The sequence below is a fragment of the Streptomyces sp. NPDC047049 genome (assembly GCF_040643995.1).
Lineage (GTDB): Bacteria > Actinomycetota > Actinomycetes > Streptomycetales > Streptomycetaceae > Streptomyces > Streptomyces mooreae.
Genome location: NZ_JBEYVM010000002.1, coordinates 371,679 through 393,161 on the forward strand (window position 1 = coordinate 371,679; position 21,483 = coordinate 393,161).

Annotated in this window: 12 protein-coding genes, 1 tRNA gene and 1 pseudogene; 7 read left to right on the top strand and 7 right to left on the bottom strand. The window is 73.4% G+C overall.

Features of this window, described 5'->3' with window-relative positions; genetic code table 11:
- Positions 1–780: 780 nt before the first annotated feature.
- A tRNA-Arg gene (locus ABZ851_RS05735) sits at positions 781–856 on the bottom strand.
- A gap of 302 nt (positions 857–1,158) precedes the next feature.
- Here ABZ851_RS05735 and ABZ851_RS05740 point away from each other — a divergent pair.
- From ABZ851_RS05740 to ABZ851_RS05770, 7 genes and pseudogenes are all read left to right on the top strand, one after another.
- Entirely contained in the window at positions 1,159–3,174 is a 2,016-nt protein-coding gene (locus ABZ851_RS05740; RefSeq protein ID WP_361122633.1) for an ATP-binding protein, read from the top strand.
- 578 nt (positions 3,175–3,752) lie between these two features.
- Complete coding sequence (locus tag ABZ851_RS05745) at positions 3,753–5,513, top strand: GTPase (protein WP_361122636.1); 1,761 nt, start codon at positions 3,753–3,755, stop codon at positions 5,511–5,513.
- Between the two features lie 319 nt (positions 5,514–5,832).
- Positions 5,833–6,198: pseudogene (locus ABZ851_RS05750) on the top strand (single-stranded DNA-binding protein); the annotation flags it as partial.
- A 766-nt stretch (positions 6,199–6,964) separates the two neighbouring features.
- Entirely contained in the window at positions 6,965–8,362 is a 1,398-nt protein-coding gene (locus tag ABZ851_RS05755; protein WP_088797694.1) for an LAETG motif-containing sortase-dependent surface protein, read from the top strand.
- A 516-nt stretch (positions 8,363–8,878) separates the two neighbouring features.
- Positions 8,879–10,543, top strand: coding sequence for an energy-dependent translational throttle protein EttA (ettA, locus tag ABZ851_RS05760; RefSeq protein WP_361122639.1), 1,665 nt, complete (start codon positions 8,879–8,881; stop codon positions 10,541–10,543).
- Between the two features lie 5 nt (positions 10,544–10,548).
- Positions 10,549–10,995 (top strand): thioesterase family protein, encoded by a 447-nt coding sequence (locus ABZ851_RS05765; RefSeq protein WP_361122642.1) that lies wholly within the window; start codon positions 10,549–10,551, stop codon positions 10,993–10,995.
- The gene (locus ABZ851_RS05770; RefSeq protein ID WP_361122645.1) at positions 10,992–11,807 is read left to right on the top strand and encodes a hypothetical protein; all 816 of its coding nucleotides are present in this window, start codon (positions 10,992–10,994) and stop codon (positions 11,805–11,807) included. The genes ABZ851_RS05765 and ABZ851_RS05770 overlap by 4 nt, the downstream gene beginning before the upstream one ends.
- 164 nt (positions 11,808–11,971) lie before the next feature.
- Here ABZ851_RS05770 and ABZ851_RS05775 read toward each other — a convergent pair whose 3' ends face one another.
- The 6 genes from ABZ851_RS05775 to ABZ851_RS05800 form a co-directional block, all read right to left on the bottom strand.
- The gene (locus tag ABZ851_RS05775; protein ID WP_088797690.1) at positions 11,972–12,376 is read right to left on the bottom strand and encodes a globin; all 405 of its coding nucleotides are present in this window, start codon (positions 12,374–12,376) and stop codon (positions 11,972–11,974) included.
- A 187-nt stretch (positions 12,377–12,563) separates the two neighbouring features.
- Entirely contained in the window at positions 12,564–14,237 is a 1,674-nt protein-coding gene (locus ABZ851_RS05780) for an FHA domain-containing protein (protein WP_361122648.1), read from the bottom strand.
- Positions 14,238–14,297: 60 nt separating this feature from the next.
- Complete coding sequence (locus tag ABZ851_RS05785; RefSeq protein WP_361122651.1) at positions 14,298–15,650, bottom strand: VWA domain-containing protein; 1,353 nt, start codon at positions 15,648–15,650, stop codon at positions 14,298–14,300.
- Between the two features lie 208 nt (positions 15,651–15,858).
- Positions 15,859–17,451, bottom strand: a complete 1,593-nt coding sequence (locus tag ABZ851_RS05790) for a PP2C family serine/threonine-protein phosphatase (RefSeq protein ID WP_361122654.1) — start codon at positions 17,449–17,451, stop codon at positions 15,859–15,861.
- Position 17,452: 1 nt separating this feature from the next.
- Entirely contained in the window at positions 17,453–20,038 is a 2,586-nt protein-coding gene (locus ABZ851_RS05795) for a tetratricopeptide repeat protein (protein WP_361122657.1), read from the bottom strand.
- On the bottom strand, positions 20,035–21,366 hold the full coding sequence (locus ABZ851_RS05800) for a hypothetical protein (protein ID WP_361122660.1): 1,332 nt from the start codon (positions 21,364–21,366) through the stop codon (positions 20,035–20,037). Before ABZ851_RS05800 ends, ABZ851_RS05795 begins: the two co-directional genes overlap by 4 nt.
- Positions 21,367–21,483: the final 117 nt, after the last annotated feature.

The window sequence follows — 21,483 nt, forward strand, 5'->3', positions numbered from 1 at the left end:
ACCCCGATCCGAACAGGTCACGTGGCCTGTGACCGATCGCTTGGTTGGTCAAGTCCACGGATGGGACAGGCAATGCGCAATCTCTGTCGTAAGGCGCGGTACGTGTGGCGCACGCCAAGGCTTCGGCGGCGCATGGCCGCGCTCGTTGTGCGGGGGGTGGCCGGCGTCGTGCTGAGGGAACTGGCAGGTCTCTTGTGGCGGTGGTGGACCGGCCCGTGACGTACCTCGGGGCCGGTTGGTCCACCGACACAGACGGCACGGGGGGCTGCTCCAGCCGTGGCCCGGTGTCCGCCGAATCGCTGGGAGGAATGCTGCCCGGTCACGTCCCGCGAAGTGGTGTAGCGATGATGAGTGGGCTACTCCGCAGTTCCTTGCCCGCGCTGACCCCAGCGCGGGCAAGGCGCAGCTATGAGCGACGCAGACGTGACCAAGGACTTTTGATGACATCCACCGCAGAGCAGGTCACCGGAGTGCGGCGGTCCGAACCAGGCCCCTGGAGGGGGGCCATCCTTCAGCCGTCGCCGACAGACGCAGTCGAACGCCCTCCGGTCCGCTGGAGGGGCGAAGCGCTGACCGTCGCCCGGAGAGCCGGGGCACATCGGGGCAGCGGGCACACCATAACTTCGGGACGTTTTCGGGAAGAACAGCCGCCGAAACCCGCCCCGGGTCGGTTCCAGTCGGATAAGTCGGGCTGGCCCGGCCTGCTCCGGGACACGTTCGCCAAGGGCAACGAAGGGCCCCTGACCAGCAAAAAGACCCTCCCGGCAGGAGGGTCTGCTCTGGCGCCCCCGGCAGGACTCGAACCTGCGGCCAAGTGCTTAGAAGGCACCTGCTCTATCCACTGAGCTACGGGGGCCGGGTGTGGGCGTGGATCACGGACCGCGGACAAGGATAGAGGTCCGGGTGCCTCGTCCCGGTTGCTTCACCTGCGTGGCACGTTGTGGAGGTTCAGTGAAGCGGTCCCGATAATCGCAGGCAGGTACGAATCCTGCATCGCTTTTGGCGTCCCGTGCGGCGGGTGTTGTGCACTCGTTATGCCTGTGCCTCGCTTGTCGCGAACGTCCCATGCGTCACTCATCCCGTTCTGTGGGGGTTCTTGCGGCGCGCACAAGGGGTTATACGCTTCAAAAACCCAACGAAATTGGGCATTCTGCACATGTGGCGACCTTGGACGTACGACCCCGGCTGATCGACGCACTGTCCGTTCTGCGCAACCGCGTCGACGCCGCACGCTTTCCACTGCCACTTCGGGGTGCTGCCCGGGCCCGGCGCAACCGGGCCGAGCTGCTGGCCCAGCTCGATGACTATGTGATTCCCCGCTTGCGTTCCCCTCAGGCCCCGCTGCTCGCGGTGATCGGCGGATCGACCGGGGCGGGCAAGTCCACCCTGGTGAATTCGCTGGTGGGGCGGCGGGTCTCGGAGGCGGGGGTGCTGCGGCCGACGACGCGTACGCCGGTGCTGGTCTGTCATCCCGATGATCTCCATTGGTTCGCCGGGCCGCGAGTCCTGCCGCAGCTCGCCCGGGTGTGGGTTCCTGAGCAGGACGACGGCGGTGAGGACGAGTACCCGGCGGGTGGTGACGGCCTGGGGCCGGGCCACTACGGGGTGCACGGTGCGGGCGGAGTCGGCGGCGTCGGCAGAGCGACCGGAGTGCCCGGAGGCTATGGCTACGTGGGTGACGGGCGGGGAGCCGGTGGCGGCGCGGCCGTGTGTGGCGCCGGTGGTGGCTATGGGGGCGGAGACGGTGGGGCGTACGGGGGCGGGGGGTACGACGGTGGGGCGTACGAGGGCGTGGGGAGTGTCAGGGGCGCAGGGCCGGGTGGGGAACCCGGTGAGGCTGCGACGGGAGGTGGGGGCGAGGCGGGGCTGTTCACGGTGCGGATCGAGACGGATCGGGCCTTGCCCAGCGGACTTGCGTTGCTGGACGCCCCGGACATCGATTCGCTGGTCGCGCGCAACCGGGAACTGGCCGCCGAGCTGATCTGCGCGGCGGATGTGTGGGTGCTGGTCACCACGGCCGCCCGGTACGCGGATGCGGTGCCCTGGCATCTGCTGCGTACGGCCAAGGAGTACGACGTCACGCTGGTGACCGTGCTGGACCGGGTGCCGCATCAGATCGCCACGGATATTTCCGGGCGGTACGCGGACCTTCTCCAGCGGGCCGGGCTCGGCCATGTCCCGCGGTTCACCATTCCCGAGCTGCCCGAATCGGCCGGCGGCGGGAGTGGCCTGCTGCCCGCCACGGCCGTGGCGGCGCTGCGGGGCTGGCTGGAGCGGCATGCCCAGGACCCCGTGGCCCGCACCGCCGCGGCGGACCGCACGGCCGCCGGGGTGATCGCCTCGCTGCGCAGCCGGCTGCCCGCGCTCGCCGGGGCCGCCGCCGCTCAGCACGCCGCTGCGCTGCGGCTGGCCGGCCGCGTCGAGGAGGCGTACGAGCGGGCCGCGGAGCGGGTACGGCAGGAGGTCGCGGCCGGAGAGGTGCTGTCCGGGGACGCCCGGGCCCACTGGCGTGACCATGGGCCGGGCCGCCGGCCGGACGAACTGCTCGACGCACTGACCGACGGGCTGGCCTCGCTGCTGACCTGCGCCGTCGAGGAGGCCGACGAGCGGTCCGCGAGTGCCTGGCGGCAGGATCCCGCGGCCGCCGAGATCTCGATGTCGGCCGCCGCGGGCGCGACGGGCGCGGGCGGACGGCTCGGCGTGATCGTCCGGCGCTGGCGGCGCTGCCTGGAGGAGCTGGCCGAGGAGGAGACCCGTGAGGCGCGTGCCGGGCAGGCCGGTGAACGGGCCGGGTCGGTGGAGCCGGAGGAATCGGCGGCGCTGTTGGCCGCCGCCCTGCTCGGCGGCCGGCGGGCCCGTACAGCGGGCGAGAACCTGGCCGATCTCTTGGGGGCCCAGACCGCGCTGCGGCTCTGCGACCGCGGTGCCCGGCTCCTGGCCACGTACGTGGAGCGGGCTCTGGACGGCGAGCGCGAGCGGCGGCTGGCACCGCTGGACCAGCTGACCGTGCCGCTGGACCAGCAGGCGGAGCTGATCGCCGCGCTGTCCGTGGTGCAGAGGGAGCGGCAGGAGGAGCCGGAGAGGCAGAAGCGGGCGCGGGACGAGGACGAGCGGGAGAGGGCGAGGGAGAAGGGGATGGAGAGGGAGATGGAGAAGGAGGAGGTGTCGGGGTGAGTGATTCCGAGGCGGCGGTCGGTTCCGGGGAGAGGCCCGGGAAGAGGCGGGAGACGGGGGACGGGGAGGCCGAGGAGAGGGCGGGGCAGGGTGCGGCTTCGGGGGAGGGGGCGACGTCTGTGGAGATGGGGGCTGAAGGTTCTGAAGGGCTCGGAGGGGATGAAGGGCTTGAAGGGGCTGAAGGGGGCGGCGCGTTGGTGGAGCCCGTGGGGGCTGTGGAGGGCCGGGAGCCGGATGGGGGCGGGGAGCGGGAGACCTGCGTGGCGGCGGAGCCGGTGGTGCGGGCGGCGGTGGTGGGTGGGGCGTGGGATGACGGGTTGATTGCGCGGCGGGCGCGGGATGTGGGGGTGCCCAGGCCGCTGGGGCGGCAGGCGGGGAGCGCGGAGCGGGCGGAGACGCCCGTGGGGGTGGCGTCGTCGGGTGGGAGCCATGGTGCGTCAGGCGTGCGGGCGTTTGGCGCGCCGTATGCCGAGTCACGTACCGCGTACCGTGCCGAGGCGCGTGGTGACCGCCGTGGTGACGACCGTGGTGACGCGCGGGTGCAGCCGCGTTCGCCGGCGGGTGTGGAGGGTGGGGGCGTGGGCGCCTGCCGGTGGGTGGCGGGCGGTGGGCGACGGGCCGTCGGGGGCGGGCTGCGCGGGCGGCTGGATGCCTTGCGGGAGTTGATCGCGCTGTCCCGGTCCCGGCTGGACGGGCGGGCGCTGGAGGGCGCGGGGCGGGTGCTGGAGACGGCGGACGAGCGCTACCGGCTGTCCGGCGAGCACACCGTCGTCGCCATCGCGGGGGCGACCGGCAGCGGTAAGTCGTCGCTCTTCAATGCGCTGGCCGGGGCGAACCGTTCCCAGGTCGGGCCGCGGCGGCCGACGACCGCGGAGCCGGTGGCCTGTGTCTGGCCGGGCAGCCGGTCGGGCGCGGAAGGGCTGCTGCACCGGCTGGGCGTGCCCGCGCACCGGCGGCACGCACCGGCGGACGGCAGCTCCGAGCTGCACGGGCTCATCCTGATCGACCTGCCCGACCACGACTCCTCGGCCACCGAGCACCGCGCTCAGGTGGACCGGATGCTGGAGCTGGTGGACGCGGTGATCTGGGTGGTGGATCCGGAGAAGTACGCGGATGCGGTGCTGCACGAGCGCTACCTGCGGCCGTTGGCGGGCTACGCCGAGGTCATGTTCGTCGTCCTCAACCAGGTGGACCGGCTGCCCGGGGACGCCGCCGACCAGGTGGTGGACGATCTGCGCAGGCTGCTGGACGAGGACGGGCTGGCCCTCGGCGAACACGGGGAGCCCGGGGCGGCGGTGCTGGCACTGTCCGCCGCGACCGGCAGGGGGGTGGGTGAACTGCGGGAGTCACTGGGCCAGTTCGTCGCGGAGCGGGGAGCGGCCGACCGGCGGCTGGCGGCGGATGTGGATGCGGCCGCCGAGCGGTTGCGGTCCGTATATGCGGCACAGAGCCGGGTCGGGCTGACCGAGCAGGCCCGTGCGGAGTTCGACGACCGGCTGGCGGAGGCGGTCGGGGCGGTGGCCACCGGACGCGCGGCGGAACGGGACTGGCTGCGGTACGCGGAGCGCGCGTGCGGGTCACCGTGGGCGCGGATGCGGGGGTGGCGGGGGAGCTACGGGATCCGGTGGGGGCTCCGGGGCTCCGGGGGCGGGACAACGGGCGCAGGGGGAATCGGGGGAGGGCTCACGGGCGCCGGTCGGGCGGAGGCGGGGCGCACGGGTGCGGGGCGGCAGAGGGCGTCCGGTGAGCTGCCTGCGGCCGGTGGCGCGGCCCGTGAGGCAGTGGAGTCGGCGGTGGACGGCCGGGCTGCGGCACGGCCCGTGGTGGAGCAGGCCGTCCGCACGGTGGCTGCTGAGGCGGCGCATGGACTGCCGGCGCCCTGGGCCCAGGCGGTGCGGGAGGCGGCGGACCGGGGGGCGTACGGGCTGCCGGAGGCATTGGACAAGGTGGCGGCGGATGCCGAGGAGTCGCTGCGGGGCGGGCCGGGAGTGAAACCGCGATGGTGGAAGGTTGCCGCCTCGTTGCAGGGGCTGCTGTCCGTACTCCAAGTCGTCGGTGTGCTGTGGCTGCTGGGCGCCGTCACGGGGGCGGGCGGTGCGACGGCTTGGGTCTCCGGGCTGCTGCCCGCGCTTCTCGGCTCGGTGGGCGGGCCGGCGCTGGCGTGGCTGTGCCGGGTGGTGGCACGCGGCCCGGCCAGGCGTTACGGGCAGGACGCCGAGCGGCGGCTGCGGAGTGCGGCGGCCGGATGCGGACGGGCGCGAGTCCTGGAGCCGGTCGCCGCCGAGCTGTTGCGCTATCGCGAGGTGCGGGAGCAGTACGCGGTGGCGTCGGGCGCCTGATGGTGGGGGTGTGAGGAGTGTTGCGCTGCCGCCGGCCGCGCCTGTGTGCCTGACGGCTGTTGCCTCGTGGCGGTGCCTTCGTGGCGGTGCCTTGTGGCGGTGCCTGGCGGCGTCTGACGGTTGGCATCGGCGCGCGACAGGGGGTGCGGGGCTGTGGGCCGGGACGGCGGATTCCCTCTCCCGGGTGGCCGAGTTGTCCACAGCCGGCCGGTGGTCCACAGGCCGCCGCGGCGCCCGCCGAATCCGTGCAGCATGAGGTCAACGCAGCGCGAGCGGCACATGACGGGAGCGAGCGCAGGAGGCGGGGGAGGCGTGTTCCGTGAACGACACGATGGTGACGCTGGTGGGGAATGCCGCAACGGCGGTGGAGCACCGGCAGACGACGGCGGGTGTGTCGGTGGCGAGGTTCCGGCTGGCGGCGACCTCCCGTCGGTGGGACAGGGCGCAGGAGCGCTGGACCGACGGGGGGACGAGTTTCTACACGGTCCGGTCGTGGCGGGCGCTCGCCGACAACGTCGCGGCGTCGGTGGCGGTGGGGGAACCACTCGTCGTCCAGGGGCGGTTGCGGTTGCGGGAAGGGGAGCAGCCGCCCGAACGGGGCGGGCAGCGCTGGTTCTCGGCGGAGGTCGACGCCGTGGCGATCGGCCACGATCTCGCCCGCGGCACCGCCGCCTTCCGGAGGGTCGTCCGGCCGCCGCGTACGGACGCCGACCACGGACCGGCCCCGTCATCCGCACCGCACCTCCCGCCCTCGTCGCGGCAGGAGTCTCCCGGGCAACAAGAGCCCGAGGAAGGGATGTTGTCCGCTGGCCGGACGCCACCGGGCGCCGCCGGGTCACCGACTGAACCAACGGAACCAACGGAACCGACGGAATCGATGGAATCGACAGAGGGGGAGCCGCCGGCGGCCGGGGAAGGACCGGTGGCCGGAGAGGCGCCGGCGCAGGCCGACGCACAAACGCCCGCCGAGAAACCGGCACTCGCAACGGAACCCGCCACGGGACCGGCGCCCGCCACGAGACCGGCGCCCGCCAAGACGCCTGCACTCGCAAAGCAATCCGTCAGAAGGCAGTCACCTGCCGAGCGCCGGCCGCCTGCCGCGCGGCAGGCACCCGCCAAGAGACGGGCTGCCGCAGCGAATTCGCCTCCGTCCGAACCACTGGAAGCGGCCGTTCCGCCGGTCTCGACCCCGACCCTTTCACCCGAGAAGGTCGCTATATACCGAAAAGTTACGGGGATTTGTCGATAATGACAGGCCAGGGTGCCCGTTGTCGGTAACGATTGCGATTCGGATCGCTTATGGGATGCCATTACTGGGGACCCTGATGCGCCTGCTCCATAAGATCCGACGAGTACTCACGGGGGCTGACGTGTTCGGCTGTTGAGTTCTTTGGGATCTTTCCGGCGAGGCATCCTCTCCCACTCGACCGCCTCGCCCAGAGGGGAAATTCATGCTTTCGATGAAGAGGCGGGGCGCAGCTCGCCTTGCCGCCGCGGTCGTGGCCTCGGGCCTGGTCGCGGCGGGTGCGATAGCCACCGCGGGCACTGCCGCGGCGGATGACACGACCCCCACGCACGGGGGTGCCACCGCCACGCTCGGCGGTCTGAAGACCTTCGACCAGGCGGTCGTGCACAACGACGGAGGGGACCAGCGCGTGGGCGCGGGCCTCTTCGAGATGGCGGTCGACAACGGCGGCACGCTCCAGACGTACTGCATCGACATCCACAACCCGACGCAGCAGCAGGCGAAGTACCAGGAAGTGCCCTGGAGCGCCTCGTCGCTGCACAACAACGGGGACGCGGGCAAGATCCGCTGGATCCTGCAGAACTCGTACCCGCAGGTGAACGACCTGGCCACGCTCGCCTCCAAGGCCGGCGCCGGCAACCTCACCGAGAAGACCGCCGCGGCCGGCACCCAGGTCGCGATCTGGCGCTTCTCCGACCACGCCAAGGTGGACGCGGTCGACCCGGCGGCCGAGAAGCTTGCCGACTACCTCGAGAAGAGCGCACAGAACGTCGGCGAGCCCAAGGCGTCGCTGACCCTGGACCCGCCGGCGGTCTCCGGCAAGTCCGGCAGCAAGCTCGGCCCGGTCACCGTGCACACCAACGCCGACAGCGTCACGATCTCGCCCGCCGCGGGTGTGCCGGCCGGTGTGAAGGTCGTCGGCAAGGACGGCAAGCCGGTCACCAGCGCGACCGATGGCACCCAGCTGTTCTTCGACGTGCCCAAGGGCGCCGCCGACGGCAGCACCTCGCTGACCGCGCAGGCCGCGACCAAGGTCCCGGTCGGCCGTGCCTTCACCGGCATCGGTGAGCACGCCAAGAGCCAGACCCAGATCCTGGCCGGTTCCAGCGAGTCCACGGTCTCCGCGGCCGCCACGGTCTCCTGGAAGAAGCAGGGCGCCATCCCGGCGATCACCGCCGAGAAGAACTGTGCCAAGGGCGGCGTGGACGTCACGGCGGCCAACAAGGGCGATGAGGCCTTCCGCTTCCAGCTCTCCGGCAAGAACTACGAGATCGCCCCGGGCAAGTCGCAGACCGTGACGGTCCCGGTGTCCGAGGACCAGCCGTACAACATCACGATCAAGGGTGAGGGCGGCTTCAAGAAGTCCTTCTCCGGGGTCCTGGACTGCAAGACCGCCGGCAGCGGCGGCGGCAAGCCCTCCTCGCAGCCCAGCCCGGCCTCGGTCGGCGGCAGCACGGGCGGCGACAAGGGCGGCGACCTCGCCGAGACCGGTTCCAGCAACGCCACCCCGATGATCGCGGGCGTCGCGGTCGTCCTCGTCGTGGTCGGCGGCGCCGCGGTGTTCTTCCTCCGCAAGAAGAAGACCGGCACCCCGGCTCAGTGACGCCAGGGACGCGGTGACCCGGCGTCCGGTGGTACCTGACGGAGCCGGTGAGAGCCGGTGAGCAGCGATCACCGGCGGCCGCTCGGTTACCTCAGGGTGAGCGAGCGGCCGCCGGCCGGTCGGCAGGAAGGCCCCGGAGCGCAACGGCGCTCCGGGGCCTTCCGCGTCCGGGGCGCCGGGCCGCTTCCTCCCGCTCCTGCCGCAGGGAAGCGCGGCCCGGGGTGCGGACGCCGGGCACAGCGGAAAGGCTCGCCGCGCAGGACTCGGCGGAAAAGCTCGGCACACGGCGCTCAACAGCGATCAACGCCGGCAGAACCCTGACAGAGGGCAACCGGGCGGACACCGTCTCGTAGCGGGTCGGCGCTGAGCAGGGGCGCTCTGACCTACTCGTTTCCGCCAGAGCACAGGCGTACGGCAAGATGGGTGTATCTGCCCTTCCCATGGTCACGGCGTATGACGGCCCTGGGGCGGTGCCGCACAGACCCTGATCCATCCAATTCTGCCGGACGGTTTCTCTTGGCTGAGTACATCTACACGATGCGCAAGGCGCGCAAGGCGCACGGCGACAAGGTCATCCTCGATGACGTGACGCTGAGCTTCCTGCCGGGCGCAAAGATCGGTGTCGTGGGTCCCAACGGCGCCGGTAAGTCCACGGTGCTGAAGATCATGGCCGGTCTTGAGCAGCCGTCGAACGGTGACGCGTTCCTCTCCCCGGGCTACACCGTCGGCATGCTCCTGCAGGAGCCGCCGCTGGACGAGTCCAAGACGGTGCTGCAGAACGTGCAGGACGGCGCCGCCGAGATCATGGGCAAGCTCCACCGCTTCAACGAGGTCGCCGAGCTGATGGCGACCGACTACTCCGACGCGCTGATGGAGGAGATGGGCAAGCTCCAGGAGGACCTTGACCACGCCAACGCGTGGGACCTGGACACCCAGCTCGAGCAGGCCATGGACGCGCTCGGCTGCCCGCCCGGCGACTGGCCGGTCACCAACCTCTCCGGTGGTGAGAAGCGCCGCGTCGCGCTCTGCAAGCTGCTGCTGGAGGCCCCCGACCTGCTGCTCCTCGACGAGCCCACCAACCACCTGGACGCCGAGTCCGTGCAGTGGCTGGAGCAGCACCTCGCCAAGTACCCCGGCACCGTCGTCGCCGTCACCCACGACCGGTACTTCCTCGACCACGTCGCCGAGTGGATCTGCGAGGTCGACCGCGGCCGCCTGCACCCCTACGAGGGCAACTACTCCACGTACCTCGACAAGAAGGCCTCGCGCCTCAAGGTCGAGGGCCAGAAGGACGCCAAGCGCGCCAAGCGCCTCAAGGACGAGCTGGAGTGGGTGCGCTCCAACGCCAAGGGGCGGCAGGCCAAGTCCAAGTCGCGACTGGCGCGTTACGAGGAAATGGCCGCCGAGGCCGACAAGATGCGGAAGCTGGACTTCGAGGAGATCCAGATCCCGCCGGGCCCGCGTCTGGGCAATGTCGTCGTCGAGGTCGACAAGCTCAACAAGGCCTTCGGCGAGAAGGTCCTGATCGACGACCTGAGCTTCACCCTGCCCCGTAACGGCATCGTCGGCGTCATCGGCCCGAACGGCGCCGGCAAGACCACGCTGTTCAAGATGCTCCAGGGCCTGGAGACCCCGGACTCCGGTGACATCAAGGTCGGCGAGACCGTCAAGATCTCCTACGTCGACCAGAGCCGCGAGAACATCGACCCCAAGAAGACCCTGTGGGCCGTGGTCTCCGACGAGCTCGACTACATCAACGTCGGCCAGGTCGAGATGCCCTCGCGCGCCTATGTGTCCGCGTTCGGCTTCAAGGGCCCGGACCAGCAGAAGCCGGCCGGGGTGCTCTCCGGTGGTGAGCGCAACCGCCTCAACCTCGCGCTCACCCTCAAGCAGGGCGGCAACCTGCTGCTCCTCGACGAGCCGACCAACGACCTCGACGTCGAGACCCTGTCCTCGCTGGAGAACGCGCTCCTGGAGTTCCCGGGCTGCGCCGTGGTCGTCTCCCACGACCGCTGGTTCCTCGACCGCGTCGCCACGCACATCCTGGCGTACGAGGGCGAGTCCAAGTGGTTCTGGTTCGAGGGCAACTTCGAGTCGTACGAGAAGAACAAGGTCGAGCGCCTCGGTGCGGACGCGGCCCGTCCGCACCGCGCCACGTACAAGAAGCTGACCCGGGGCTGACCGCCGTGCGTCACCTCTACTCCTGCCCCCTGCGCTGGTCCGACATGGACGCGTTCGGCCATGTCAACAACGCGGTGTTCGTCCGCTACCTCGAAGAGGCGCGGATCGACTTCATGCGCCGCCTGGCGCCGGGGGGCGGCAGTCCGTCGTTCACGGGCGGCTCGGTCGTCGCCCGGCACGAGATCGACTATGTGCGGCCGCTGGTGCACCGGCCCGCCCCGGTGACCGTCGAACTGTGGGTGACGAAGATCAGCGCCGCGTCGATGACGGTCGGCTACGAGGTCAAGGACGAGGACGCGCTCTACCTGCGCGCCTCGACCGTCGTCGTCCCGTACAACTTCACCGAGGAGCGCCCGCGCCGCCTCACCGCGGAGGAGAAGGCGATCCTCAAGGAGTATCTGGACGACGCCTCGCACCAGACGCCGCAACCGAAGGGGACCGTCGCGGTATGACGGTGCTGCACCTGGCCGACGCGGGGGAGGCGGCGGATCTCGCCGCCTTCCTCGCCCGGCTGATCCACTACGACAAGGCCGCCGCGGTACGCCTCCAGGCCGGCGGCGGGGTGCTGGCCGTCTTCGGCCGCCCGCCGTCCTTCGAGGTGCTGGCGATCCGCACCGCCCGGCTCGCCGCAGACGGTTCCCCGGAGGCCGGGGACGGCACACCGGACGCCGGGAGCGGTGCTCCGGGCGCCGGGCACACCGCTGTGGACGCGACCGTCTCGGCCGGTGCGCTCCTCGACGGCATCGAGGAGCCGACGGGCGTGGTGACCGTGCCCGCCGCGGTCACCGGCCCGCCCTGGACCGGGCTGCTGCCGCCGCGCGGCGGCTGGCAGCGGGTGCCGGGACTGCCCGCGCCCGAGGCGCTGGTGCGTGCGGTGGCCGGCGCGGTCGCCGAATTCCGGGCCCGGGACGAGGCGTTGCCGCCGCAGCACCGCACCCGCGGCGAACGGGACCGTATCGGCCGGGAGATCTGGTCGCGGACCCTCGGCGACACCCACCTTCCGCTGCGCGCCGCCCATGCCGCGCACTCGCTGGGCTTCCTGCGCCCGGTGCGCGCGGGCGCGCTCGTGGGGGGCGGCACGTCTCCCGGAGCCGCTGACCCCGCCGCCGCCGACCCCGCCGACGCACCGCAGCCCCAGCCGCTGAGCCTGCTGTCCGCGGGCGGCTGGCTGCGGCTCAGCACCCCGTACGGGTCGATCGCCGTACGGACCGGGGGCCCGGAGGGGCTGACGGGGCTCTCGGGGCTCACGGTGACGCCTGCCTGAACGAGGCGGCGGCGCGGAAGGCTGACCGGCGCCGGCGCTGACCGACCCGCGGCGGTGCTGACCGGCTTGCGCCGACGCGCGTACGGCCGACGCGCGTACGGAGGTGTCAGCCCGCGCCGGCCCGTGTACGACCGTGTCGGCCCGCGCCGACGCGTACGGCCGTGTCAGTCCGCGGTGTTGATCATCGTGGCGGCCGCGTACGTCAGGTAGTTCCACAGCTGGGTGGCGTGCGCCTCGGACAGGTCGAGGGAGTCCACCGCGTCCCGCATGTGGCGCAGCCAGGCGTCGTGGGCGGCCCGGTCGACGGTGAAGGGGGCGTGCCGCATCCGCAGCCGCGGGTGTCCGCGTCCGTCGCTGTACGTACGGGGGCCGCCCCAGTACTGCATGAGGAAGAGCGCCAGCCGCTCCTCGGCCGGGCCCAGGTCCTCCTCCGGGTACATCGGCCGCAGCAGCGGGTCCTCGGCGACTCCCTGGTAGAAGCGGTGTACCAGGCGCCGGAAGGTCTCCTCGCCACCGACCTGTTCGTAGAAGGTCTGCTCCTCGAGCGTGCCGCGTGGAATCTTGTTCACCCGTCCATGGTGGCAGACGCCCCGGCCGAGGACTTCGGTCGTAGGACGGAGAGACCGGTCACGGCCGGAACGGCGACCGGCCCGCGGCGGGAAAAGCTGCCGGAATGCGGCCGGAACGCGGTCGGAAGAGCGGCCGGGGCGTGATCGGTTGATCACGCCCCGGGGTCGCTCGGTGGTCCGCCGCGGGTCAGCCGCGGCGGACGGTCAGCGTCGTCCAGGCGCCGACATGCACCCGGTCGCCCTCATGGAGCGGCACCGGCACATAGGGCTGGATGGGGTCCTCGGCGAGGTTGAGCGTCGTGCCGTTGGTGGAGTTCTGGTCCACCACCGCCCAGCTGCCGTCCTGCTGCTGCACCAGCAGCGCGTGCTGGTGCGAGACGCCCGGGTCCTCCGGCGCGCTGCCCAGATCGATGTCCGGGGCCTCACCGGTGCTGTTCCGGCGGCGGCCGACCGCGATCTGTCCGTTGGCGAGCGGGAGGACCTGCTCGGGGGAGTACGCGGGCAGGTTGAGCCCCGCCGCCTCCGGGCCGCTGCGGCCCATCATCGCCATGAAGTACTCGCGGTCCGGCGCGATCGCCACCACCCAGCCGTTGCCGACCACCGGCTGCGGACCCTGCGGCGGTGCTGCGGGCCCCTGGCCGGGGCCGCCGTTCCACTGCTGGTCGGGGCCGGGCTGCTGCGGCGGCATCTGCTGCTGCTCGAACGGCGCGGACTGCTGCTGCTCGTACGGGCCGGGCTGCTGCTGCTCGAACGGAGCCTGCGGCGGCTGCTGCTCGAAGGGAGCCTGCTGCTGCTCGTACGGGGCCGGCGGCTGCGCCGGGAACGGCGACGGCTGCTCGAACGGGGCCTGCGGGCCCGGTCCGGGCGGTGCGGGTGCCATCGGCGGGGGTCCGGCCTGGGCGCTCGGCGGATTCAGGGTCCAGTCGTCGCCGCCCTGCTGCTGCGGCGGCGGGCCGGGCTGACCGGCCGGGCCGGGGCCGGGCATGCCGGGGAAGCCGCCGGGGCCGGGCTGACCGGGACCGCCGGGGCCGGGCTGGTCGGGGAAGCCGCCGGGGCCGGGCTGGCCGGGGCCGCCGGGGGGCATGCCGTGCGGGGGCTGGGGCTGCTGCGGTGGCGGGAAGCCGTAGCCGTCCTGGCCGCCGCCCTGGGGGCCGGGGGCGGGCGGCGGAAAGCCATAGCCGCCCTGGCCGCCCTGCGGGCCCGGCTGCTGGGTGGGCGGCGGCGCGTAGGACGTCGGGGAGTTGGTGAGGAAGTTGTAGCGGCAGCCCTCACAGAACGGCGCCATCGCCTCACGCGGGGTACCGCACTGGGGGCACGTCTCGGACTGGCCGGGCTGACCGGGCTGACCGGGCTGACCGGGCTGACCGGGCTGACCGGGTCCGCCCTGGGGGCCCGGTGCGGGGGGCGGGAAGCCGTAGCCGCCCTGACCGCCCGGGTTTCCCTGGCCGCCCTGGGTGCCGGGACCGGGAGCCACGGGTCCGGGAGCCGCGGGGCCGGGGGCCGGCGGCGGGAAGCCGTAGCCGTCCTGGCCGCCCTGGGTGCCGGGGCCGCCGGGGCCGGGTGCGGGGGGCGGGAAGCCGTAGCCGCCCTGGCCGCCTTGGCTGCCCTGGCCGTCCGGAGCGCCGGGACCACCGAAGCCGGGGCCCGGACCGGGGCCGCCGGGCGGCGGGCCGGCCTGTCCCGGCGGAGGGCCGGGCGGGCCGGGGGGCGGACCGGGCTGCCCGGGCGGCGGGCCGGGCGGCGTGTTCAGGAAACCTGCAGGCAAGGAGGGCGGCGGGGGGACAGCGCCCGCCATCCGCTGGCCGCACACCTCGCACCAGTCTTCGGCCACCGACTGGTGGCCGCTCGGGCAGGTCGGCATGTCGGTTCTTCCCCCTCCGTACCGATGTGCTGCGGTGGAACTGCTCGGTACTGATCGTGGCTAATTCTTCATGCGAACGGTTTTCGTCGAGCGCGTCTCGAGAGTCATCTCGTCCGCCTCGGCGACCTTCGCCTTCAGTCGCACAGTACCGGTCGCCGCATCGACGACGTCCACCACCTTCGCAAGGAGTTTCGCAGTCTCCCCGTGCCCCGAGGCGCCTGCGAGCTGCACCGCACGGCCTAATTTCGCCGTGGCGCCGTCGGTATCACCCGACTTGCGGGCATCCAGTCCCTGCTGGATGAGATATGCCAGTTCCGCCTGGCCTGTGTAGTGCGCGACCTGCGGATCGATCGCTGTGGAAGCGGTCACATCGTCCGTCCACACGGCGCGTACGAGCCCCTGTGCCAGCCGCCGCGGCGATGTGGCGCACGGGGCGGGGCCGTCCGGTGCGGAGATGATCAGCGAGACGCGGCCGGCCAGCATTTCCTGGCCGACGGCGGCCGCGGGGACCCGCAGGCAGAGGTGGTAGTCGCGGGACTCGTCACCCCAGGATCCGGTCGGATAGTCCCCCGACCGCGGGCCGGAATCCCGGCGCCGGCCCGTCAAGTCCGCCACGGCGGGCGCCACTTGCCGGACGAAGACGGTCTCGGCGCCCAGCGGGGTCCACAGCCGCAGGGTGACATCGGCGGTCTCCTTGCCCATCGCCCTCTCCATCAGCCGGGTGAAGTCGGCGGCGAGGTGCGCCGGATCGGCGACGATATCGGCGGTGCCGAGCAGCGCCGAGGCGATCCGGGTGACCTCCTTGACCTCCCAGTCCGTGCCGACACCGCGGGCGTCGCAGGTGAAGGAGCCGGCACAGGCGTCCAGGGCGGCGCGCAGCTCCTGAGGTGACTCGTGTTCATTGCGGCCGTCGGTGAGCAGAACGGCGTGCCGGACACCCACCGCGGCCCCCGACAGCAGCCGGGCGGTCAGCCGCAGCCAGGTCCCGATGGCCGTACCGCCGCCCGCGCTCAGTTTCCGCAGCGCTTCCTTCGCCCGCGCGCGGGTGGCCGCACCTGCCACGGCCAGCTTGCCGTCGCCGGGGAAGATCTCGGCGGCCCGGTGATTTCCGGCCACCACCGCGAAGCCGGCACCGTCGCGCACGGTGTCGATGGCGGCGGCCGTCGCCTCCCGGGCGCCGCGCATCTTCTCCGGCGGATGGTCCATCGACCCGGAGCAGTCCACCATGATCACCACTCCGGCGTCCGGGCCGCCGGTGCCCGCCGGACGGACCGGCCGGCCCCCGGTCGTGCCGCCCCCGGTCGCGGTGACCGTCACGATGGCGTGCACCTCGCGCCCGCCTTCGGGCAGGTAGGGGTTCTGGTACACCTCGGCACGGAAGCGCGGCACACGGGACTTGGTGAAGTGGGCCATCCGTTCCGCTCCTTGAGACGCCGTAACCGGTCGATCGGGGCTGTCGGGGCCGTGCTGCGTCGTGCGTGCTGCGCATGGTGCGTGGTGCGGGATCGCACGTTTTTGGACACAGGGCGCGCCGTACCGCGTACGTCGCGCCCTCCGTGCGCCCCACCGTCATCCGAACCGCTCTCCGGACCGGCATTTCACCGGGGCGGTGGTGAGCCGTTCAGGCCGATCCAGCCCGTCCTGCGGGGGCCGGGAACGGCACCAGTGCCACCGTTACGTTGTCGTGCCCGCCGCCGTCGAGGGCGTGGGTGACCAGCGTGCGAGCGCTCTCCAGCGGCCTGCTGGGCGCGTCGTACGGCAGCACCGCGGCCATCTGCTCCGCGGACTCGGCGTAGTTCCAGAGCCCGTCGGTGCACACCACCACGACACCGGGCCCGTCCGGCTGGAACGTGACGGTGTGCGGCTCGACCTCGTACGCGTCCGCGCCGAGCCAGCCGGTGATGGCGTGCGCCCGCTCGTCGGCGTTCGCCTCGGCCTCGGACATCAGGTTGTTGGCGACCATCTGGGCGGCCCAGGAGTCGTCCTCGGTGAGCCGGGCGGGCGGCGCCGTACGGTCGTCGGGGATCCAGTAGGCGCGGCTGTCGCCGACCCAGCCGACGGTCAGCAGCCCGCCGCCGACCACCGCACCGACGAAGGTGCAGGCCGGGGCGTTCTGCTGGCGGTGTTCGTCATGCGCCGAGGAGGGGTCGGGAGCCAGCGCGTCGACGGCCGAGGAGGCCGCCAGGATGGCCTCGTGCATGGCCTGCTGAGGGTGGGTACCGCGCGGCAGCGACGTCCGCAGCGCCTCGCCGGCGGCCTCGGACGCCGCCGTGGACGCCTCGTCGGGGCGGGTCGCCGAGGAGACGCCGTCACAGACCACCGCGACCACGGCCGGGGTGCCGTCGGGGAGCGCGGCGGCGCGGAGTGCGAAGAAGTCCTCGTTGCGGTGGTGGCGGTGGCCCCGGTCGCTGACCGCCGCGATGCCCGCCAACTCGCGTTCCATGTGGTCGCGTTCACGGGGCCGGGCGTGCCCGCAGTGCTCGCAGTAGCCGTCCGGCCCCACGGAGCCGGAACGGCAGGCGGCACAGCGGGCGGTGCCGTGGGCGGGGGTGTCGTGGGCGGGGGTGCCGGACGGCGCACCGGCCGGTGCGGGGCCACCTGCGGGGCCCTCGGCGGGCGCGGCGGTGGGCGCTGTGGCGGGCGCGACGGGCGGAGCGGGCGCGGCCTCCGGTGTACGGGAGGCCGGGCCGGGCGCGCCCGGTTCCGCGGCCGCCGTGACGGGCTCCGCGCCCGCCGCGTCGGCGCCCGGCTCGTATCCGGCGACGCGCGGGTCGACGGGCGGCACCGCGTGCGGAGCGCGCGGCGGGCCCACGGGCTGCGGCGTGTCGGCGACCGGCGCGGGACCGGCCACCGAGGGCGCATGGCCGGGCAGCGGCGGGGCGTTGCCCGGCACCGGCACCGGTACCGGCGACGGCGCGGGCACCGGCGGGGGCACCGGCACCGTGCCCGCGTTCCCGTACGGGAGCCGGGCCTGCGGGTCCGGAGGAGGCGGCGGCCCGGCCGGACCCGCACCGCAGGCGGCCGCCGGTCCGGGCGGCGCCGGCGGCAGGGGCGGCACGGGAGGTACGGCGCCGGCGCCGTGCGCGGGCCGGGCGCCGTACGCCGGCGGCGCGGCGGGCGCCGGGAGGGCGGCGCCGCACCGCCCGCAGAAGTTGTCTCCCGCAGCGCACGGTTCGTCGCAGCCCGGGCACCGGGACGGCTCAGTCACACCCATGTCACACCCACGTCCTGGGGCGGAAGCGGTTGGCCCGTTCCACCAGTTCGATCCTTTTCTCACCACGCTGCGCCAGCCGCGCGAGCAGGCGGTACGACCGCTCCAGGCCGAACCGCAGACCGCGCTCGTCCAGCGGGCAGCCGAGCAGCGACGGCCGCCCGGCCACGCCCGCCGGACCGTCCGGCCCGGCACCGTGGCTACCGGAGAGTACCCAGTCCAGGGCGCTGCCCAGTACCTCGGTGGTGAGTTGTTCCCTTCGTTCGGCGTCCAGGCCGAAGTCCGCCAGCGCCTCGACCTGTTCGGCGGCCGCCCGCAGGTCCGCCGTCAGCGGATCGCGCGGCGGGCGTCCCCGCAGCCGGGCGCGGACCGCCGCGATCCGCGCCGCTATGTAGTGGATGGACGACTCCGGGACGGACTCCAGCGCCCCGACCGCGCCGGTGCGGTCGCCCGCCGCCAGGTGCACCCGTGCCAGTCCGAACGCGGCGCCGACATAACTGCGGTCGGTCGCCCACACCAGGCGGTAGTACTCCACGGCGTTGTCCAGCTGGCCCAGCAGCTCCGCGCAGATCCCCAGCGCCAGCTTCGGCGCCGGCTCGCCGGGGAAGGCGTCGTAGACCGCGTCGAAGGCCAGTGCGGCGCCCTCGCGGTCCCCGGTCGTCAGCGCCACCAGGCCGCGGTGCCACACCACCCGCCAGTCCGCGCCCCCGGCGCCGGGCCCGTTGCCGCGCGCGGCGGCCCACTGCCCGGCGGGCTCCGATGCCGCGATCTCCTCCAGCGCCCGCTGCGCCCCGGCGCCGTCCCCCGTCTCCAGACGGGCGCGCAGCGCACGCAGCCGGACCTCCAGGGACTCGACCGGCACCGAACGCAGGGCGCCCAGCAGTTCGGCGGGCGCGGCGGCCAGCAGCCCGGCCAGCAGCCCGGCGTGCGGATCGTCCGGATCCACCCGCGGCACCGGCAGGGCCAGGGCGGCGCCGGCGACGTCCAGGGGGCGCAGCGCCGGGCCGCCGGAGACCGGCTCGGCCCGGCGTGCCGCCCCCCGCGCGCCCAGCAGCGAACTGTCGCCCTCCGCCGCGGCCATCAGCTCCGTGTCGACCACCCGGAGTTCGGGCCCGAACAGCGGGGACAGCGCGGGCCGCGGCTCGCCCGACTGGAGCGCCACCACCTCCCGCAGCACGCCCGTCAGCTGCTCGGCCATCTCCTCCGCCGAGGCGAACCTGCGCGCCCGGTCCGGGTCCGTGGCGCGCACCAGCAGCCGGTAGAACGACTCGTAGCTGCGGAACACCTCGATGTGGTCCGGATCGGGCAGGGAGTCCGCGAAGACGTTCGTATAGCCCTGGAAGTCGAAGGTGAGGACGGCGAGGGTGCGGGCGACGGTGTAGAGGTCGGAGGAGACCGACGGGCCCAGTGCGGCGATCTCCGGTGCCTGATAGCCGATCGTGCCGTAGACCGGGCTGTGGTGGTCGTCCATCCTGCGCACCGCGCCCATGTCGATCAGCCTGAGCCGGTCGTGCTGCTGGATGGCGTTGTCGACCTTGAAGTCGCAGTAGAGGTAGCCGCGGCGGTGCAGGTGGCCGAGCGCTTCCAGCGCCTCGATGCCGTACGCACAGGCCTGTTCGACCGGCAGCGGATCGCGCCTGCCCTGGGGCGTGCGCCGGTCGTTGGCGAGCTCCTTGAGCGATTTGCCGCCGACGTACTCCATGACGATGTAGCCGTCGAGGCTGCCCGTCGCCCGGTCGAGGTGTTCCACGAAGTTGTAGATCCGCACGATGTTGGCGTGCTCGATCTCGGCGAGGAAGCGCCGCTCGGACACCGCCACCGCCAGCGCCTCCTCGTCGCCGGTGTCCAGCAGCCCCTTGAGCACCACCCACCGGTCGGAGACCGCGTGGTCCGTCGCCAGATAGATCCAGCCGAGCCCGCCGTGCGCCAGGCAGCCCGCGACCTCGTACTGGCCGTGCACCATGTCGCCGGGCCGCAGCTTGGGCACGAAGCTGTACGGGTGGCCGCACTTGATGCAGAAGCCTTCCGTGGTGCCCGGCTGCTCACCGTGCGCCCGGCCCACCGGCGCACCGCAGTCCGTACGGCTGCAGAACCGCTTCCGCTCCGGGACCTCCGGATGCTCCAGCACCGCCGTACGCGGATCGGGCCGCGGCACCTCCGGCACCGTCACCAGCCCCGCGCCCAGCCGCCCCCGGGCCGCCCCGGACGACGCGCCGCTGCCCGCGCCGCGCACCGACACCGCCGCCACACCGCGCTCCGGCCCCCTGCCGGACACCGACCGCGAGTGGCGGCCGGGCACCGAGCGCCGCGAGGGCGAGGAACGGGCGGTGCGGGTGCCGGGGCCGGAACCCGCACCGGAACCGGGGGCGGGGGAGGGGACCGTCAGCAACGCCCCCGCCGCCTCGCGGCCCGCCGTGCCGCCCGTGAACGCCCGGCCCGTCAGGCCCGTGGGCGGTGAGGACAGCAGCCCGTCCGGCGAGACCACCGGCGCCAGCCCGCACAGGTCGCAGTACAGTTCACCGCCGCCGACATCCTCGTAACTGCCCGCGCACTCCCGCCGCTGGCAGCGCTCGTCGGCCCGCTCCGTCACGAATCCCCCTCGTCCTCCCGCTGCTGCACGGCCAGTGCCTCCGCCGCCGCCTGCTGATAGCGCCACACCGCCTGTTCGGCGGCCCGCAGATCACAGGGCGCACTCCACAGCATCCGCCGCGCCAGGTCGTACCGCTCGGCCAGCAACGGATCCTCCGCCAAACCGTGACGTGCGAGCTTTCCCCGGTAGGCATCCAGCCGGCCGCGCAGCTCGGCCCGCACCGCCAGCGGTGCGGTCACCGCCGTCAACGACTCGCGCGCCCGCAGGAGTTCGTCCTCCGCCCGCTCCTCCAGGCTGTCCAGCAGTGGCGAGAGCCGGTGCCACTGCGCCCGTCTGCGGTAGTCGGCGGCCGCGGCCAGCTGTTCGTGCAGCGCCGTCGGCGGGCCGCTGACCGCCGGCACCTCCGACCCGGCGATCTTCGCCAGCACCTCGCCCCGGGCCTGCCGCGCCTCGGTCAGCGTACGGTCCGCCCGCGACAGCACGTCCCGCAGCTGCATCAGCCGCCGCTCCGCGTCCTGCCGCACGTCCAGCACCGCCGCCACCTCACGCCGGATGTCCTCCAGCGCACGGGCCGCACGGTCGTAGCGCACGGTGTCCGGACGGCCGGCACCCGGCGCCGAACTCCCCGTTGACGACGACACCCAGAACGCCAGCGGATCCGCGATCACCCGCTCCCGCAGCCGCAGCAGCTCGTCCGTGATCCGCTCCAGGTCGTCGCCCGCCGGGTGCTCGCCGGGGCGTACGCCCACCGAATGCGCCAGGGAACGCGTGCGCTGCAACTCGGCCGACAGCAGGTCTATCCGGGCCGGCAGCGCCGACCAGACCGCATCGGCGGCGATGATGACGTCCAGCGACTGGGCGTACAGCCCGTTGATCCGCTCGACGAGCGCGTCCAGGCTGAACCGTTCGCCCCCCGGGGCCGGTCCGTCCGGCGTACCGTCGCCGGCCGCGGCCGGGCCTGCGCCCGGCACCGTCACCCCGTCGCCGTACAGCAGCCCGGTCAGCTCCGCCAGGTCCTCCGGGGACGGCAGGCGCCGCCGCTCCCGCAGTTCACGCGCCTGCTCCAGCGCCGCCGTGTACGCATCGAACAGCGTCCACAGGAGGGTGATGGAACGCTCCGCCGCGGCCCAGCGCTCCTTGGTGGTGCCGGCCAGACCGGCGCCCTCCAGCAGCCGGCGCCCCGCGTGATCCTGCAACGCGAGCAGCGAGGTCTCGATCGCCTCGTACTCGGCACCGAGCCGCGCCAGGGCGCGGTCCACGTCCTCCCGGCCTCGAACCGGGGCATCGGGCTCCCCCGGAGAACCGGGGAAGGGCCTGGGGACCCCCATCGATCACCTCTCCAATACGCGTACGTGGCACGGCGTTTGCCGCGGCCGGGTGGCCGCTGCGGTCAGCTCCTCCCACGACCTCTTCCATAGTGACGGCATCCGGCCCTCCCGGGGCGA